At 68.0% G+C, this 15,422-nt stretch carries 18 protein-coding genes and 1 tRNA gene; 11 read left to right on the top strand and 8 right to left on the bottom strand.

What is annotated here, in order from left to right; translation table 11 throughout:
- Nucleotides 1-114: 114 nt before the first annotated feature.
- The 7 genes from ACFOGJ_RS02820 to ACFOGJ_RS02790 all read left to right on the top strand — a co-directional run bounded on the left by ACFOGJ_RS02820 (nt 115) and on the right by ACFOGJ_RS02790 (nt 6,512).
- Complete coding sequence (locus ACFOGJ_RS02820) at nt 115-600, top strand: Na(+)/H(+) antiporter subunit B (protein ID WP_379897945.1); 486 nt, start codon at nt 115-117, stop codon at nt 598-600.
- The gene (locus tag ACFOGJ_RS02815) at nt 597-953 is read left to right on the top strand and encodes a cation:proton antiporter subunit C (protein WP_379897943.1); all 357 of its coding nucleotides are present in this window, start codon (nt 597-599) and stop codon (nt 951-953) included. Before ACFOGJ_RS02820 ends, ACFOGJ_RS02815 begins: the two co-directional genes overlap by 4 nt.
- Nucleotides 950-2,464, top strand: coding sequence for a monovalent cation/H+ antiporter subunit D family protein (locus tag ACFOGJ_RS02810; RefSeq protein ID WP_379897942.1), 1,515 nt, complete (start codon nt 950-952; stop codon nt 2,462-2,464). The genes ACFOGJ_RS02815 and ACFOGJ_RS02810 overlap by 4 nt, the downstream gene beginning before the upstream one ends.
- A 1-nt stretch (nt 2,465) precedes the next feature.
- Entirely contained in the window at nt 2,466-3,983 is a 1,518-nt protein-coding gene (locus ACFOGJ_RS02805) for a monovalent cation/H+ antiporter subunit D family protein (protein ID WP_379897940.1), read from the top strand.
- A 93-nt stretch (nt 3,984-4,076) separates the two neighbouring features.
- Complete coding sequence (locus tag ACFOGJ_RS02800; RefSeq protein ID WP_379897939.1) at nt 4,077-4,394, top strand: hypothetical protein; 318 nt, start codon at nt 4,077-4,079, stop codon at nt 4,392-4,394.
- Entirely contained in the window at nt 4,391-6,085 is a 1,695-nt protein-coding gene (locus ACFOGJ_RS02795) for a Na(+)/H(+) antiporter subunit D (RefSeq protein ID WP_379897937.1), read from the top strand. The genes ACFOGJ_RS02800 and ACFOGJ_RS02795 overlap by 4 nt, the downstream gene beginning before the upstream one ends.
- Nucleotide 6,086: 1 nt before the next feature.
- Complete coding sequence (locus ACFOGJ_RS02790; protein WP_379897936.1) at nt 6,087-6,512, top strand: RidA family protein; 426 nt, start codon at nt 6,087-6,089, stop codon at nt 6,510-6,512.
- Nucleotides 6,513-6,518: 6 nt separating this feature from the next.
- Here the strand turns inward: ACFOGJ_RS02790 and ACFOGJ_RS02785 are convergent, their stop codons facing one another.
- Nucleotides 6,519-8,033 carry a YifB family Mg chelatase-like AAA ATPase gene (locus ACFOGJ_RS02785; protein WP_379898029.1) on the bottom strand — a complete coding sequence of 505 codons (1,515 nt, stop codon included), beginning with the start codon at nt 8,031-8,033 and terminating at the stop codon, nt 6,519-6,521.
- A gap of 156 nt (nt 8,034-8,189) precedes the next feature.
- On the opposite strand from ACFOGJ_RS02785, the gene ACFOGJ_RS02780 reads away from it, so the two are divergent.
- From ACFOGJ_RS02780 to ACFOGJ_RS02770, 3 genes are all read left to right on the top strand, one after another.
- Nucleotides 8,190-8,771, top strand: coding sequence for a hypothetical protein (locus ACFOGJ_RS02780; RefSeq protein WP_379897934.1), 582 nt, complete (start codon nt 8,190-8,192; stop codon nt 8,769-8,771).
- Between the two features lie 495 nt (nt 8,772-9,266).
- Nucleotides 9,267-9,563 (top strand): hypothetical protein, encoded by a 297-nt coding sequence (locus ACFOGJ_RS02775; protein ID WP_379897933.1) that lies wholly within the window; start codon nt 9,267-9,269, stop codon nt 9,561-9,563.
- Between the two features lie 3 nt (nt 9,564-9,566).
- Entirely contained in the window at nt 9,567-10,037 is a 471-nt protein-coding gene (locus ACFOGJ_RS02770; RefSeq protein WP_379897931.1) for a hypothetical protein, read from the top strand.
- Between the two features lie 172 nt (nt 10,038-10,209).
- Here ACFOGJ_RS02770 and ACFOGJ_RS02765 read toward each other — a convergent pair whose 3' ends face one another.
- The 6 genes from ACFOGJ_RS02765 to ACFOGJ_RS02740 form a co-directional block, all read right to left on the bottom strand.
- Nucleotides 10,210-10,857, bottom strand: a complete 648-nt coding sequence (locus ACFOGJ_RS02765) for a magnesium chelatase domain-containing protein (protein WP_379897929.1) — start codon at nt 10,855-10,857, stop codon at nt 10,210-10,212.
- Nucleotides 10,858-10,904: 47 nt separating this feature from the next.
- Nucleotides 10,905-11,285: a gamma-butyrobetaine hydroxylase-like domain-containing protein gene (locus ACFOGJ_RS02760; RefSeq protein WP_379897928.1), complete on the bottom strand. Its 381-nt coding sequence runs from the start codon at nt 11,283-11,285 to the stop codon at nt 10,905-10,907.
- 24 nt (nt 11,286-11,309) lie between these two features.
- On the bottom strand, nt 11,310-11,528 hold the full coding sequence (locus ACFOGJ_RS02755) for a Trm112 family protein (protein ID WP_449288568.1): 219 nt from the start codon (nt 11,526-11,528) through the stop codon (nt 11,310-11,312).
- A gap of 88 nt (nt 11,529-11,616) precedes the next feature.
- Entirely contained in the window at nt 11,617-12,300 is a 684-nt protein-coding gene (locus tag ACFOGJ_RS02750; protein ID WP_379897927.1) for an LON peptidase substrate-binding domain-containing protein, read from the bottom strand.
- Nucleotides 12,301-12,445: 145 nt separating this feature from the next.
- Entirely contained in the window at nt 12,446-13,372 is a 927-nt protein-coding gene (gene trxA / locus ACFOGJ_RS02745; protein WP_379897926.1) for a thioredoxin, read from the bottom strand.
- Between the two features lie 163 nt (nt 13,373-13,535).
- A complete protein-coding gene (locus ACFOGJ_RS02740) occupies nt 13,536-14,081 on the bottom strand; it encodes a prolyl-tRNA synthetase associated domain-containing protein (protein ID WP_379897925.1) in 546 nt (181 codons plus the stop codon).
- A 148-nt stretch (nt 14,082-14,229) separates the two neighbouring features.
- Here ACFOGJ_RS02740 and ACFOGJ_RS02735 point away from each other — a divergent pair.
- Nucleotides 14,230-14,304 (top strand) — tRNA-Gly (locus tag ACFOGJ_RS02735).
- 89 nt (nt 14,305-14,393) lie between these two features.
- Here the strand turns inward: ACFOGJ_RS02735 and ACFOGJ_RS02730 are convergent.
- Entirely contained in the window at nt 14,394-15,269 is an 876-nt protein-coding gene (locus ACFOGJ_RS02730) for an NAD(P)-dependent oxidoreductase (RefSeq protein WP_379897924.1), read from the bottom strand.
- Nucleotides 15,270-15,422: the final 153 nt, after the last annotated feature.

Genomic DNA, 15,422 nt, shown 5'->3' with positions numbered 1-15,422 from the left:
CCGCCCGCCGGCGGCCGGGCGGGCGCGGCGCCGCCGACGCGCCGGCTGCGGACCGTGCCGACCGCGGCCGCGACACCGGCCGGTCGGCCTCGGACCGGGGCTGAGGGGCGCGCGATGGAGAACAACCTCGTCCTGCGGGTGGTGGTGAAGTTCCTGCTGCCGTTCGCGATGCTGTTCGGCTTCTATGTCCAGTTCCATGGCGAATACAGCCCCGGCGGCGGCTTCCAGGCCGGCGTGATCGTCGCCGCCTCGGTCATCCTCTATGCCCTGATCTTCGGCCTGCGCGCGGCCCATCGCGTGGTGCCGCAGGCCCTGGTGGAAAGCCTCGTCCCCCTCGGCGTGCTGATCTTCGCCGGGGTCGGGGTCGCCAACATGCTGCTCGGCGGCAACTTCCTGGACTACGACACCCTCGATGCCGACCCGGTGCAGGGACAGCATTACGGCATCCTGATGATCGAGCTCGGTGTGCTGGTCACGGTCGCAGGCGTGATGATGGCGATCTTCTACTTCTTCGCCGGCCGCCGCCGCGGCGGCGGTGACGAGGCGGAGGAAGATGACGATCCGGGACCGGCACCGAACGACAGGGAGGGCTCGGCGTGAGCGAGTGGCTGGGCCTGGTCAACCACTGGATCGCGGTGATCCTGATGGTCGCCGGCCTCTATATCGTCGTGGCCCGCGGCAACATGGTGAAGAAGCTGGTCGGACTGGCGATCTTCCAGTCGACCGTCTACCTGATCTACCTGACCCCCGGAAAGGTGTTCGGCGCCACCGCGCCGATCCTGACCGACGCCTTCGAGGATTATTCGAACCCGCTCCCGCAGGTGCTGATCCTGACCGCGATCGTCGTCGGCATCGCCACCCAGGCGCTCGGCCTGGCGCTGGTCGTGCGGATCAACGAAGCCTACGGCTCCATCGAGGAGGATGAGGTGCAACGCCAGGACGACGAGGCGTGATCTCCCAGCACTACCCGATCCTGATCGTCGTCCTGCCGCTGCTCGCCTCGCCGCTGGCGCTCCTGCTGCGGCGCGGCGACCCGGCCTGGCTGCTGTCGGTGGCGGTGTCCTGGCTGCTGCCCTTCATCGCCCTGGCGCTGGCCGCGGCGACGATGAACGGAGAGGTGATCTCCTACCATCTGGGCGGCTGGCCGCCGCCGATCGGCATCGAATACCGGATCGATTCGCTCAGCGCCTTCGTGCTGTTCCTGGTTTCCGGCGTCAGCGCGCTGGTCGTCACCTATGCCCGCACCAGCGTCGCGGCGGAGATCCCGTCCAGCCGGCGGGCCGGCTTCTATGCCGCCTACCTGGTCGGCCTGTCCGGCCTGCTGGGCATGGCGGCCACCGGCGATGCCTTCAACATCTTCGTCTTCATGGAAATCAGTTCGCTGGCCAGCTACGTGCTGATCGCGCTCGGCCGCGACCGGCGGGCGCTGTCGGCCTCCTACCGCTACCTGATCATGGGCACGATCGGCGCGACCTTCTACGTACTGGGGATCGGCCTGATCTACGCGATGACGGGCACCCTGAACCTCGCCGACCTGGCGCAGCGCCTGCCGGAGGTGGAGAACAGCCGCCCGGTCCTGGCGGCCTTCGGCTTCATCGTGGTCGGCCTGTCGCTGAAGCTGGCGCTGTTCCCGCTGCATGTCTGGCTGCCGAACGCCTATGCCTACGCGCCGTCGGTCGGCTCCGCCTTCCTGGCCGCGACCTCGACGAAGGTGGCGATCTACCTGCTGCTGCGCTTCTTCTTCGGCGTCTTCGGGGCCGACTTCTCCTACAAGGCGGTGCCGCTGGAGCCGATCCTGCTGGCTTTGTCGATCGCGGCGATCATCGTCGCCTCGCTGGTCGCCCTGTTCCAGCAGAACGTGAAGCGCATGCTGGCCTATTCCAGCATCGCGCAGATCGGCTTCGTCACCCTGGGCATCGCCATCGCCAATGCCGACGGGCTGACCGGCGCGGTGGTGCACCTGTTCAACCATGCGGTAATCAAGGGGGCGCTGTTCCTGCTGCTCGGCGGCATCGCGCTGCGCCTGCATTCCGTGCGGCTGGACGACATGGCCGGCATCGGCCTGAAGATGCCGGTCACCATGACCGCCTTCGCCATCTGCGGCCTGGCCATGGTCGGCGCGCCCGGCACGGTCGGCTTCGTCAGCAAGTGGTTCCTGGCCGTCGGCGCCGCCGAGCAGGGTCGCTGGTGGCTGGTGGCGATCCTGATGCTGGGTTCGCTGTTCACCCTGGCCTACATGGCCCGGGTGCTGGAGATCGCCTTCCTGCGGCCAGCCACACCGAAGCTGGCAAAGGTGACCGAGGCTCCGCTGCCGATGCTGGTACCCACCCTGGTGCTGGCGGCCGCCACGATCTGGTTCGGCATCGACACTGAACTGTCCGCCGGCATCGCCCGGCAGGCGGCGGATGTGCTGCTGTCCGGCCCGATGGTCCCCGTCCCCCTCGAAACCGCGGGAGGACAGTGAGATGCCGGACTATGCCAGCCTGGTGCTTGCCGCCCCGCTGATCCCGCTCGTCGGTGCGGTGCTGATCGCTCTGCTGGACCGGGCCCCCAACGTGCGGGAAGGCGTCTCCCTGGTCACGGCAGGCCTGCTCGCCATCGTGGTCCTGAACCTGCTGGCCGGGGTGCTGGACGGCGCGCGGCCGGAAATCTCCCTGATCACCGTGCTGCCGGGGGTGGAGATCGCCTTTGCGGTCGAGCCGCTGGGGATGATGTTCGCCACCATCGCCGGCCTGCTCTGGGTGGTGAACACCCTCTATTCGATCGGCTATATGCGCGGCAATGCGGAGAAGCGGCAGACCATCTTCTACGTCTGCTTCGCGCTGGCGCTCGCCTCCACCATGGGCATCGCCTTCTCCGGCAACCTGTTCACCCTGTTCATCTTCTATGAACTGCTGACGATCACCACGGTGCCGCTCGTCACCCACAAGGGCAACGAGGAGGCGATCCGCGCCGGCCGGATCTATCTCGGCATCCTGATGGGCAGCTCGATCCTGCTCTTCCTCTCCGCCATCGTCTGGACCTATGTCGCCGCCGGCACCCTGGAGTTCCGCGACGGCGGCATCCTGGCCGGCGCCCTGGCCGGCCTGCCGCTGGCGGCGCTGCTGGCGCTCTATGCCTGGGGCATCGGCAAGGCGGCGCTGATGCCCCTGCACCCCTGGCTGCCCGCGGCGATGGTGGCACCGACCCCGGTCAGCGCGCTGCTGCACGCGGTGGCGGTGGTGAAGGCCGGCGTCTTCTGCGTGGTGAAGGTGATCGTCTACGTCTTCGGCATCGACCTGCTCTATGCCACGGCGGAGGCGCAGTGGCTGGTCTATGTCGCCGGGATCAGCGTCGTCCTCGCCTCGCTGATCGCGATGCGCCAGGACAATCTGAAGCGCCGGCTGGCCTATTCCACCGTCAGCCAGCTCAGCTACGTGGTGATGGCTGCGGCAATGTTCACCCCGCTGGCAATCCTGGGCGCCGCGATGCACATCGCCGCCCATGCCTTCGGCAAGATCACCCTGTTCTTCGTCGCCGGCTCGATCTACACCGCCGCGCACAAGAGCCAGGTCTCGCAGCTCGCCGGCATCGGCCGCCGCATGCCATGGACGATGGCGGCCTTCGCGGTCGGCGCCTTCTCCATGATCGGCCTGCCGCTGACCGTCGGCTTCCTGTCGAAATGGTACATGCTGCAGGCGGCCGTGCAGGACGTGCAGATCTTCGTGCTGGCGGTGCTGTTCATCTCCACCATCCTGAACGCTGCCTATTTCGTGCCGATCGTCTATGTCGCCTTCCTGCGCAAGCCCGCGGATGATGGAGATCATCGGGAACCATCCCACGGAGAAGCCCCGTGGCCGATCGTGGTGGCGCTCAGCATCACCGCCCTGGCCGCGGTGCTGCTGTTCTTCTACCCCGACGTCCCGCTGTCCCTGGCCGAGGCCGTCGCGGAATCCGGCATCTCCAGCGGCGCCGGGACATCCCCGGCCGGCACCGGCAACTGAGCGGAGGGCGCGATGGCGAAACCCACCCGACAGCGTCCCCGGCCGCAGCCAAACCGCCGATCCCAGACCCGGCGGCCCGAGGCGGCAACCGCCGTGCGCCGGGTCGCGCCCACCCCGCTCGCCCGTCCCGCGACCCTGCGCTGGCTCTGGGGCATTTTCCTCAGCGCGCTGGTCCTGGTCGTGCTGGCCAATTTCGTGATCCACAAGCCGGGCCATTTCGGCATCGACGGCAGCTTCGCCTTCTTCGCCTGGTTCGGCTTCCTGGCCTGCATCGCGGTGATCGTGGTGGCGAAGGTGCTCGGCGTCTTCCTGCGGCGGGAGGAGGGCTATTACCGTCACGGCCTGGACCTCGGCAACGATCAGCCGCCAGACAACGCACAGGCCGGCCGGCCGGTGGACAAAGCGCCATGATCGACCTCGGCTTCTCGCCCGCGCTGATCATGATCGTCGGGGCCTTCCTGGTCCCGGCCCTGCCGGCCGTGCTGCGGCAGCCGCTCTGCGTCCTGCTGCCGGCGGTCACCCTGGTGCTGGTCTGGCTGCTGCCGGACGGGCCGTCGGTGCGGATGTCCTTCCTGGGGCTGGACCTGGTCCCGGTCGACAGCGACCGGCTGGGCCGGCTGTTCGCCACCATCTTCGCCCTGATGGCAACCGTCGGCGCGGTCTTCGCCTGGCGCCAGTCCAGCCGCATGGAGGCGGGCGCCGCCCTGGCCTATGCCGGCGGCGCGATCGGCATCACCCTGGCCGGCGACCTGGTCACCCTGTTCGTGTTCTGGGAGCTGATGGCGATCGGCTCCACCCTGGTGGTCTGGGCCGGCGGCCCCAATGCCCGCGCGGCCGGCCTGCGCTACCTGGCGATCCACCTGCTGGGCGGGGTGATCCTGATGGCCGGCGTGGCCGGCGAACTGGCCGCCACCGGCGACATCGCGCTGACCGCGATGCAGGCCGACAGCCTGTCGCACTGGCTGATCCTGATCGGCGTGCTGATCAATGCCGGCGCGCCGCCGCTCTCGGCCTGGCTGCCGGATTCCTATCCGGAAGGGTCGTTCTCCGGCAGCGTCTTCCTTTCCGCCTTTACCACCAAGACCGCCGTCTTCGTGCTGATCCGCGCCTTCCCGGGGGAGGAGGTGCTGATCTGGGTCGGCCTCTATATGGTGTTCTACGGCCTGATCTACGCCTTCCTGGAAAACGACCTGCGCCGCATCCTGGCCTATGCGATCGTCAACCAGGTCGGCTTCATGGTGACCGCGATCGGCATCGGCACGGAGCTGGCGCTGAACGGCGCCGCCGCCCATGCCTTCGTGCACATCATCTACAAGGGTCTGTTGATGATGACCGCGGGCGCGGTGCTCTACCGCACCGGCCTGCGCAGCATCGCCGACCTGGGGGGCCTGTTCCGAACGATGCCCTTCACGGCGGGCTGCGCGGTGGTCGGCGGCCTGACGACCCTGGCCTTCCCGCTGACCTCCGGCTTCGCGGCGAAGTCGATGATCACCCTGGCGGCGGAAGACAGCCATATGGCGCTGGTCTGGGTGCTGCTGGAGATCGGCAGCGCCGGCGCCGTCCTGCATGCCGGGCTGAAATTCCCCTGGTTCACCTTCTTTGCGAAGGATTCCGGCCTGCGCCCGCAGGAGGCGCCCACCTCGATGCTGCTGGCGATGGCTGTGTTCGCCGGGCTGTGCATCGGCATCGGCCTGTTCCCGGCACCGCTCTATGCCCTGCTGCCCGGCCCGGTCGACTTCTGGCCCTATAGCTGGTCGAAGGTGATGAGCCAGCTGCAGCTGGTCGGCTTCGCCGCCCTGGCCTTCTTCCTGCTGCTCGACCAGATGAAGCCGCAGCGCACCATCAGCCTGGACTGGGACTGGTTCTATCGCCGCATGGGCGACGCGCTGGGCAAGGAGTTCAGCATGCGCACCGTCGCCGGTGCCCAGAACGCGGAGCGCGACCTGGGCATCTACCTCGCCCGCCTGCTGGAAAGGCTCTACCGCCATCACGGGCCGAAGGGGATCCTGGCGCGCACCCATACCACCGGCTCGATGGTGATGTGGGTGGCGATCCTGCTGACCGCCTACCTGCTGCTGGGCTATCTGGGTGTGGTGGGCTGAGATGGCAAACCGGCAGCAGGTGATCTCCACCCCGGCCGCGCCGCGGCCGCGCGGCCATTATTCCCAGGCGATCCGGGTCGGCGACACGGTCTGGACCGCCGGGCAGATCCCCGTCATCCCCTCGGGCACCGCCGACGGCGACGAGACCCGCTTCGCCCCCGACATGGAAGGCCAGGCCGAACAGGTGATCCGCAATGTCGCCGCCGTGCTGGATGCCGCCGGCGCCACCCTGGCCGACATCGTCAGCGTGACGGTCCATGTCGCCGACAGTTCCCACTGGGGCCCGTTCAACAAAGTCTATGCCCGGATGATGGGCGACAGCCGCCCGGCCCGCACCGTGGTCCGCGGCGGCGAGCTGCCGATCCCCGGCATCCTGGTGGAGATGAGCGTGGTGGCGGTCGTGGGGTCGGGCCTACCGGGCGACTGAAGGGCCCTACCCGCCGACGGCCGGCCGGCGATAGCTCAACGCCTCGGCCAGATGCGGCCGCCCGACAGCCTCCGCCCCGTCCAGGTCGGCAATGGTCCGCGCCACCCGCAGCACCCGGTGATAGCCGCGCGCGGTCAGCTTCATCGCCTCCGCCGCCTTCGACAGCAGCGCCTGCCCGGCCGCATCGGGACCCGCATGACGTTCCATCAACTCTGTCGGTACGGTCGCATTGCTGCCGGCGGGCAGACCTTCGCCGGCATAGCGCGCGGACTGCACCTGCCGCGCCGCGGCGACCCGCAAGGCCACCGTCGCGGAGCGCTCGCCATCCGCCGGCCGCGCCATGTCCGCGGCGGCCATCGGCGGCACCTCGATGAACAGGTCGAAGCGGTCCAGCAGGGGGCCGGAAATCCGGTTCTGGTAGTCGGCCGCGCAACGCGGTGCCCTGGAACAGGCCTGTTCCGGATCCGCCAGATGGCCGCAGCGACAGGGATTCATCGCCGCCACCAGCTGGAAGCGGGCGGGGTAGGTGACATGCGCATTGACCCGCGCCACCACCGCGCGGCCGGTCTCCAGTGGTTGCCGCAGAGCGTCCAGCACGCCGCGCTGGAACTCCGCCAGCTCGTCCAGGAACAGCACCCCGTTATGCGCCAGGCTCACCTCTCCCGGCTTCGCGCGGCTGCCGCCGCCGACAAGGGCGGGGAGGGAGGCGGAATGGTGCGGGTCCCGGTAGGGCCGGCGTCGTACCAGCTTCCCCTCCGGCAGGCCGCCGGCGGCGGAGGCGATCATCGCCACCTCAAGCGCCTCCCGCGGCGCCAGCGGCGGCAGGATGCCGGGCAGGCGGGCGGCCAGCATCGACTTGCCCGCCCCTGGCGGACCCAGCATCAGGAGGTGATGCGCGCCGGCTGCCGCGATCTCCAGCACCCGCTTCGCGCTTTCCTGGCCCTTCACCTCCGCCAGGTCCGGCAGCGGCCCGGCGGCAGCCTCGATCGCCGGCTCCGGCGGTGCCAGCACCTGGGTGCCGCGCAGATGGTTGATCAGGTGCAGCAGACCGGGCGCGGCCAGGATCTCCACCCCGTCCGCCAGAGCCGCCTCGGTCCCCACCGATGCCGGGCAGACCAGCCCCAGGCCGCGATCGCCGGCATGAAGGGCCGCCAGCAGGGCGCCGCCGGAAGCGGTCAGCCCGGCATCCAGGCCCAGCTCACCCATCGCCAGGAAACCGGCCAGCGCATCCTCCGGCAGCACCTCCATCGCCAGCAGCAGGCCCAGCGCGATCGGCAGGTCGTAATGGCTGCCCTCCTTCGGCAGGTCGGCGGGCGCCAGGTTCACGATGATCCGCTTCGGCGGCAGGCTCATGCCCAGGGCCGAGAGCGCGGCGCGCACCCGCTCCCGGCTCTCCGTCACCGCCTTGTCGGCCAGGCCGACGATGGTGAAGGCGGGCAGCCCGGCCGCGACCTGCACCTGCACGTCGACGGGCACGGCCTCCAGGCCCTGGAAGGCGATGGTGGGGATGCGGGCAACCATGGCGCGCAGTATGGCGCCGCGGCGGGTCATGGGATAGTTGCCGACGGCTATGCCCAGCCTAGACGGGGCTCGCATGGTCGTCATGATGCTGAAAGCGGGACCGACTTCCCCGACGACACACTAGATTAGTCACCTCCAAACCTTACAGGCTGGGCTGTGACTGAAATAGACATCTTCCTACGCATCGACGAGACAACGGACGACTCTGTCAGAGCGTACGCCTTCATCGGCTTGTGCGTGAGCCTCGTATCAGAGATCGAGCACAAGCTATTTCACTGCTTTAACCACATCCTCCGCGGCGATAGGACGGCCAACGCTAAAAGGTTCTACAAGGGCCTCGGTCTAGCGCGCAGGTGGAAGCTCGCTGACGAGGCCGTCCGGGGAATGATCCAAAACGAGCATGCGCTCAGCACATGGGCGCACCTGATTAACGAAACCGAGCGCCTCTGCGGCAGCGACAGCATACGGAACATCGTCGCGCATCATCCGCTCCGACGGCACATTCATATTCGGACGCATCCTGACGGATCACCGGAAATGGTCGACGGCTCAGCGATCTACGCCGAACTGGCCGTTCAATTAGATCGCAATGTGGTCTTGGCTGGAAGGCGACCGGTAGCCAAACACACGCCCAGCGACTTGAGACAGTACGCAGCGGAACTCCTGCACCTCTACCACGGACTCTACGATTTCGATGACAAGTACCTCCGGCCGCCATTTCTAGCCGACCCAAACTAGGGGGACGGCATTTGCGCGCCGATCAGCGGCCGCAAGAAGACGTACAGAGGCAATCGACACTGCACGCGGCCCCCCAAGAACACTGGCAAGACACAGACGCCGCTGTATGAGTTCCCGGCGGACCCCCAAGCCGCTCCATCCGCCGCCAGCAACCCGATAAGATCGTCCCCGAAGTCCAGCGGCACACCATCGGCGCCCCGCACCGACCAGCTGGCTCCGTCTTCGTCGACCAACTGCCGACCGTTGCCCAATGCCAGAAGCGGCCGGGCCAGGAGCGGCCGGCCGGACGCGATGTGCCCTGAGTGAACCGCTCCGGACCGGTGGAATAAGCGGAGAGAACGCCCACAACACCGTCGAAACTTTATCTGATTGGGCGCACGGATTTCAGCGACCGTCTATTAGCCCGATTCGCGTCGACTCGGCAGTTTTCGGCGATTCGTTGACGTTCGACTCGGTCGGCATTACATTTTTTGTTAAGTCGATGGAGAATTGTGGATGGCCGGAAAACCTAACAATCTGCGGAAGGCGAAGGCACGGCCCCGGATTGCCGGTCCGAACTTCATGAGCTTTAACGAGGTCACTGTCGCCGAAGGATCTAAGCGGCGCCGGCAGTCTGGTCCTCGTGTCGCGAAAAGCGCTTCCGATGATCTTCCGCTGAAGTTCGAGGGCCCGGAAGGTCCAGATCTCCGTAAGAGGCTGCTGACCACCGAATTGCCGGCACGGGCAATCGAAGCGCTGAACAGCTACTCGATTCCCGACGACTATCCTGATCTAGAACACCTGATGGACTGACAGTTGAAGCTGCCGGCACTCACGCCGGGACTTGTGATTCGGTACGAGTACCTTTGGGGTCACGAGTACAAGGCAGGTCAACTGGACGGCAGCAAGGCCCGCCCTTGTGCTGTCGTCATCATAGCCGACGATCAAGATGGCCGCCGAGACATCTATGTATCTCCTATCAGCCATCAAGAGCCCGAAGACGGCACGGGTATTCCGATCCCGCCAAAGGTGGCCGATTATCTCGGCCTGGACGACCTCGGGTCATGGATCGTTACAACCGAAGTTAATCAGGTTACCCAAATAGGCGACGCTATTCCCCCTGGGATCGTCCCGGCTTTCAAAACCAAGGACATATTCGGCCATCTGCCCAATTCGCTGCTGACCTCATTGCTTAACGTCTTTCGGACAAATCTCGCTAAAGGGTCCGTCACCAGCGTGTCGAGAGACGACGACACAGCCAACTACCGTACTTCTCGGGGCAAGTAACCTATTCCCCGCCGCCTAACGCGTTTCAGATATCCGCCTCCGATGTACGGCCCCGTGTTAATCCTGGTGCGCGAGCGCGCATCCCCGTGCATCCACCTCATCACACAGAGCACCCGCCCGGCCTCGGAACAGCCTCCGTCACCGCTCCTGCACAAGATCATTGGTCTTGCATTCACAACAGCAACAGGTGATGGGATCCGGCAGCCGCGATCTCCAGCACCCGCTTCGCGCTATCCTGGCCCTTCACTTCCGCCAGGTCCGGCAGCGGCCCGGCGGCAGCCTCGATCGCCGGCTCCGGCGGCGCCAGGACCTGGGTGCCGCGCAGATGGTTGATCAGGTGCAAGAGGCCGGGCGCGGCCAGGATCTCCACCCCGTCCGCCACCGCCGCCTCGGTCCCCACCGATACCGGGCAGACCAGGCCCAGGCCGCGATCGCCGGCATGCAGCGCCGCCAGCAGGGCGCCGCCGGAGGCGGTCAGCCCGGCATCCAGGCCCAGCTCCCCCATCGCGACGAAGCCGGCCAGCGCATCCTCCGGCAGCACTTCCATCGCCAGCAGCAGGCCCAGCGCGATCGGCAGGTCGTAGTGGCTGCCCTCCTTCGGCAGGTCGGCGGGCGCCAGGTTCACGATGATCCGCTTCGGCGGCAGGCTCATGCCCAGGGCCGAGAGCGCGGCGCGCACCCGCTCCCGGCTCTCCGTCACCGCCTTGTCGGCCAGGCCGACGATGGTGAAGGCGGGCAGCCCGGCCGCGACCTGCACCTGCACGTCGACGGGCACGGCCTCCAGGCCCTGAAAGGCGATGGTGGGGATACGGGCAACCATGGCGCGCAGTATGGCGCCGTCGCTGAGCGGCCGATAGGGATTCGCGCTTAAGGCTCTCGCCGGCCGCCGACCGACGCCAGGCCCTTCAGGTAGGCGGCCCAGACCGCCTCCCTGTCGGAGCCCATGTCGTAGAACCAGGCCCAGGAATAGATGCCGCTGTCATGGCCGTCGTCGAAGCGCAGGCGCACGGCATAGCTGCCGACCGGCTCGATCGCCGTGATGCGCACGTCGCGCTTGCCGCCGACATAGCTGCGCTGGCTGGGACTGTGGCCGCGCACCTCGGCGGAGGGGCTCTCCACCCGCAGGAATTCCGGGGTGAAGGCGAAGCTGGCATCGGGAAAACTGACGGTCAGGGTCCCGCCGTCCTTCGACAGGCGGATCTCCTCCGGCGCCGGCCGTCCGGCGCGTTCATGTGCGCTGTCCGACATCGACACGCCTTCCGGCAGCCGGGTTCAGTCCAGCGGCCGCGCCTCGTCCACCAGCATGATCGGGATGCCGTCGCGGATCGGGAAGGCCAGCTTTGCCGCCTGGCTCACCAGCTCCTGGCGCTCCCGGTCGTAGCTCAGCGCCTGCTTCGTCACCGGACAGACCAGCAGTTCCAGCAGTTTCGGGTCGACCTCCGCCCGCGCCGGGCTGCCACCCTCGATCTCGTCCGCCATCATGCCCTCCATTCAGACCGCCCCGCAGGTCGGACAGCGGCTTCGCACAGCCGGACCCTCCGGTCAACGATCCATCGCACCCGGCGGTGGAGCCGCCGGGTCAGTTCATCGGTGGCGGGCCGCCATCCTCGTCGCCGCCGCGGCGCCCGGCCGCGTCGATCGCCGCCATCTCCATCAGGGCGACCAGGGTGCGCGCGCGTTCCGCCGCATCCGGCGCCTCCAGCAGCGCCTGCTTCTCGCTGGCCGAGAACGGACAGATCATGGCGAGGGAGGTGACCAGGGTCGGCAGCGGCGCCCGGTTGATGCTGTCCCAGTCCGCCGGGATCCCGGTGGCGGAGAGGTAGGCGCGCAGCGCGTTCAGCAGGCGCGCGCCGTCCAGCGCGTCCGCCGCCGGCGGTTCCAGGTCGCCGCCGAATTCCTCGTAATCCGCAACCACCTGGCGGTAGCCGGTGGTCACGGACAGTTCCTCGACGATACGGAAGCGGATGATCCCGGTCAGGGTGATCAGGTAGCGGCCGTCGCCGGTCTCGCTGAAGGAGGTGATGCGCCCGGCGCAGCCGACCTTATAGGGCTGCGGCTTCGCCGCCCGCAGCTCCGCCTCCTGCGGCTGCACCATGCCGATCATGCGATGGCTGGCCATCGCATCCTCGGTCATCTGCAGGTAGCGCGGCTCGAAGATGTTGAGCGGCAGCTTGCCGCCCGGCAGCAGCAGCACGCCGGGCAGGGGGAAGATCGGCAGGGTTGGCGGCCGCGCCTCGCGCCAGCCGCCCGGCGCATGCTCCATGCCCGAATTCCTGACTTTCCCGGATTCATCATGCCGGCCGGCAGCTTCGCCGCCCGGCGCCTCGCGATCGGTCATCGGATCCCGTTCAACTCCCGCACAGCCCTTGCCGCGCCGCCGGTCCGACCCGGCCGGCCGCCCGGCAGGCTCAGGAGAACAGGATCGACGACAGCCGCCGCCGCGTCTCGATGGTCAGCGGGTCGGTCTGCCCGAAGGTGTCGAACAGCTCGACCAGCTGCTTGCGCGCGGCCTCGTCATTCCATTTGCGATCCTGCCGGACGATGTCCAGCAGCTGGTCGACCGCCTCTTCCCGACGATGCGCGCCCAGCAGCGCCAGCGCATAGTCGTAGCGCGCCTGGTGGTCCTTCGGGTTGGCCTCCACCTTCGCCGCCAGCTCGCCCACCTGGCCGGCGGCCGCCTGGCTGCGCTCGGCCAGCTCGATCGCCGCGCGGGCGCCCTTGATCTCCTCGTCGTCGGCGAGCTTCGCCGGCACCCGGGCCAGCATCTCCTTCGCCTTGTCCAGCGCATCGCCGGCGACCATGCAACGCAGCAGCCCACCGATCGCGGCCGCGTTCTCCGGCTCCTGCTGCAGCACCGCGGCGAATGCCTGCTGCGCCAGTTCCAGGTCGCCGGCCTCCAGCGCCTCGCGGCCCTGTTCCAGCGCCTCCTCCACCGGATCGCCGGCCATCTCGCCGCCCGCCAGGCGCTCGATGAACTGCTTCACCTGGCTCTCCGGCAATGCGCCCATGAAGCCGTCGACCGGCTGCCCGTCCTGGAAGGCATAGACCGCCGGGATCGACTGGATCCGCAGCTGCTGCGCCAGCGGCTGGTTCTGCGGCTCGTCGATATTGACCTTGACCAGCTTCACCTTGCCGCCGGCCGCACGCACGACCTTCTCCAGCACCGGGGTCAGGGTCTTGCAGGGCCCGCACCAGGGTGCCCAGAAGTCGACGAGGACCGGCACCTCGCGCGATGCCTCAATGACGTCCTGCATGAAGGTCGCCATCGAGCTGTCCTTCACCAGGTCGGCACCGCCGGCCATCTGCCCGTCAGGCGTCTGAGATGCAAATTCCATGGTCCTCGATCCGATCGTAGGGTGTCCGGCCGCCCGAAACTGCGGAAAACATTGTCGGGCGAACTATAATCCCCGACATCGTCTTGCCAAGCGGAGGGCTTGCCAAGCCGGGCATGTGGGGTCCCGGTGCCGCCCTGTCCAGTTCCGCGCCCCGGCTGCGACCCTATCCCGCGGCCGGCGGGCCGGCATCCGCCGCATCCAGGTCCACCACCATCGGTTCATGCCCGCAGGCGGCGATGAAGCGCAGCAGGTCGTCCGGCGCGATGCGGGTGGTCCGGTCGTTCAGCAGCGGATGGTAGTGCAGGGGCGCCTTTTTCATCATCGCGGCGTCCAGAATCACCTTCACCTGCCGTCCGGTATCGTTGACCAGGGCGAAGGGGGTGACCGAACCGGGCCGCACGCCCAGCACCTCGAACAGCAGGTCCGGCTTGCCGAAGCTCAGCCGGCCGGAGCCGATCGCGCCCTGCAGCGCCTTCATGTCGACCTTCCGATCCTCATCCGCGACCACCAGCCAGAGCTGCCCCTTCTTGTCCTTCAGGAACAGACTCTTGCAATGGCCGCCGGGGCCGGAAAGCGCACCGCCCGGGCCGCGCAGGGTCTGCGATTCCTCGACGGTGAAGACAGGATCGTGAGAGACGGTCTCGGTCCGGATGCCGAGTTCGTCGAGGCGCGCAAGCAGCGCATCCGGGCTGGTGGGCAAGTCGGACATGGCGAGCGGAAACCGCGAAAAAGGGAAGGAAGGACGGCTGGCAGAAAAGAGATTGACGCCGGCCCGGCGATCCCTTATCTCCTTGCGGCCCGGACGGCAATGTCTTCCGCCACCCAGCGAAGATGCGATTGTGGCCGTCCACCGGAGCGCGGGCGTAGCTCAGGGGTAGAGCACAACCTTGCCAAGGTTGGGGTCGTGAGTTCGAATCTCATCGCCCGCTCCAATTTCTTCCCGACATGACCCAGGAACAGGCAGGGCCGATCAGTGGCTGCCCTTCTTGATGCCTGTCGGCCTCGATCGACCGCCGCGGCATCACGCCTGCGACCCGGCATTGCCTGAGAACCGGTCAAGCAGCGCAATCATTTCCGTCTCCGGCCCTTCCTCGTGCGCCGCAGCGATGGCGGCGAACAGGTCCGCCGCCCCGTCCAGCATCCGCACCGACCCGGCTTCCGGCGCCAGGAAGGCGGCAATCTCCCGCATCTCGCCGTCCCACCGATAAGCCTTCGGATAGAGCCGCGGGATCTGCCGGCAGAGCCAGTCGTACAGCATCGGCTGGCTGTGCCGGAGTTCGGCGACCAGGGCGTCCGTCGCGCCGTTGCGCGCCGCGCCCAGGGCCATGGCCGCGCCCAGCGCCTGGAAACCCTTGGTGATACCGGCATAGCTCATCTTCACGGCGGAGGCATCGCCGATCGCCGCCGACAGCAGCCGCGCATCCAGGCCCACGGCGCGCAGGATGCCGGCGGCCTCCGCCACCGGTCCCGACAGGTAGAGCCGCGGTCCCGCATCCTCGCGCCCCTGCCCGCCGCTCTTCGGTGGTCCGCCGATGATCGACGCATCCGCGAAGGGCTGGTCCAGTGCCGCAAAGGACGCGGCAATCGCCTGCACCGTCGCCGGCGCCACTGCATTGCAGTCGAGATAGAGCGGCGGCTTCGCCACAGCCTGCAGCAGCGGCAGGCAGGCCTCCGCAACCTGGCGCGCCCGCGCAGGCGGCACCACGGACAGGATCAGCCCCGACCGCTCCGCCAGCGCTGCCGCGGACACCGCCTGCACGCCGGCAGCCCGGGCACGGGCGGCGCTGGCCGCGCTGCGGCCATCCAGGTTGGTCAGCACCATGGCGCCCCGCGCCGCGAGGCGGCCGGCAATGCCCGCACCCATCTGGCCCATGCCGATCACACCGATCACCGTCATTGCCCGCTCCCTGCTGTCCCGCCGTCCCGGTATCAGCCTGCCCGACCATGGCGCTCCCGTCGCCGCCACCGCCATAGGTGCGATTGATCTGTCGCAAAACCGTCACATGCTGGGGACCCGCGGGAAACCGACTGCACGGAACGACAGGAAAGC

Source organism: Marinibaculum pumilum (assembly GCF_042646425.1).
GTDB lineage: Bacteria > Pseudomonadota > Alphaproteobacteria > Ferrovibrionales > Ferrovibrionaceae > Marinibaculum > Marinibaculum pumilum.
This window is presented reverse-complemented; position numbering and strand designations above follow the sequence as displayed.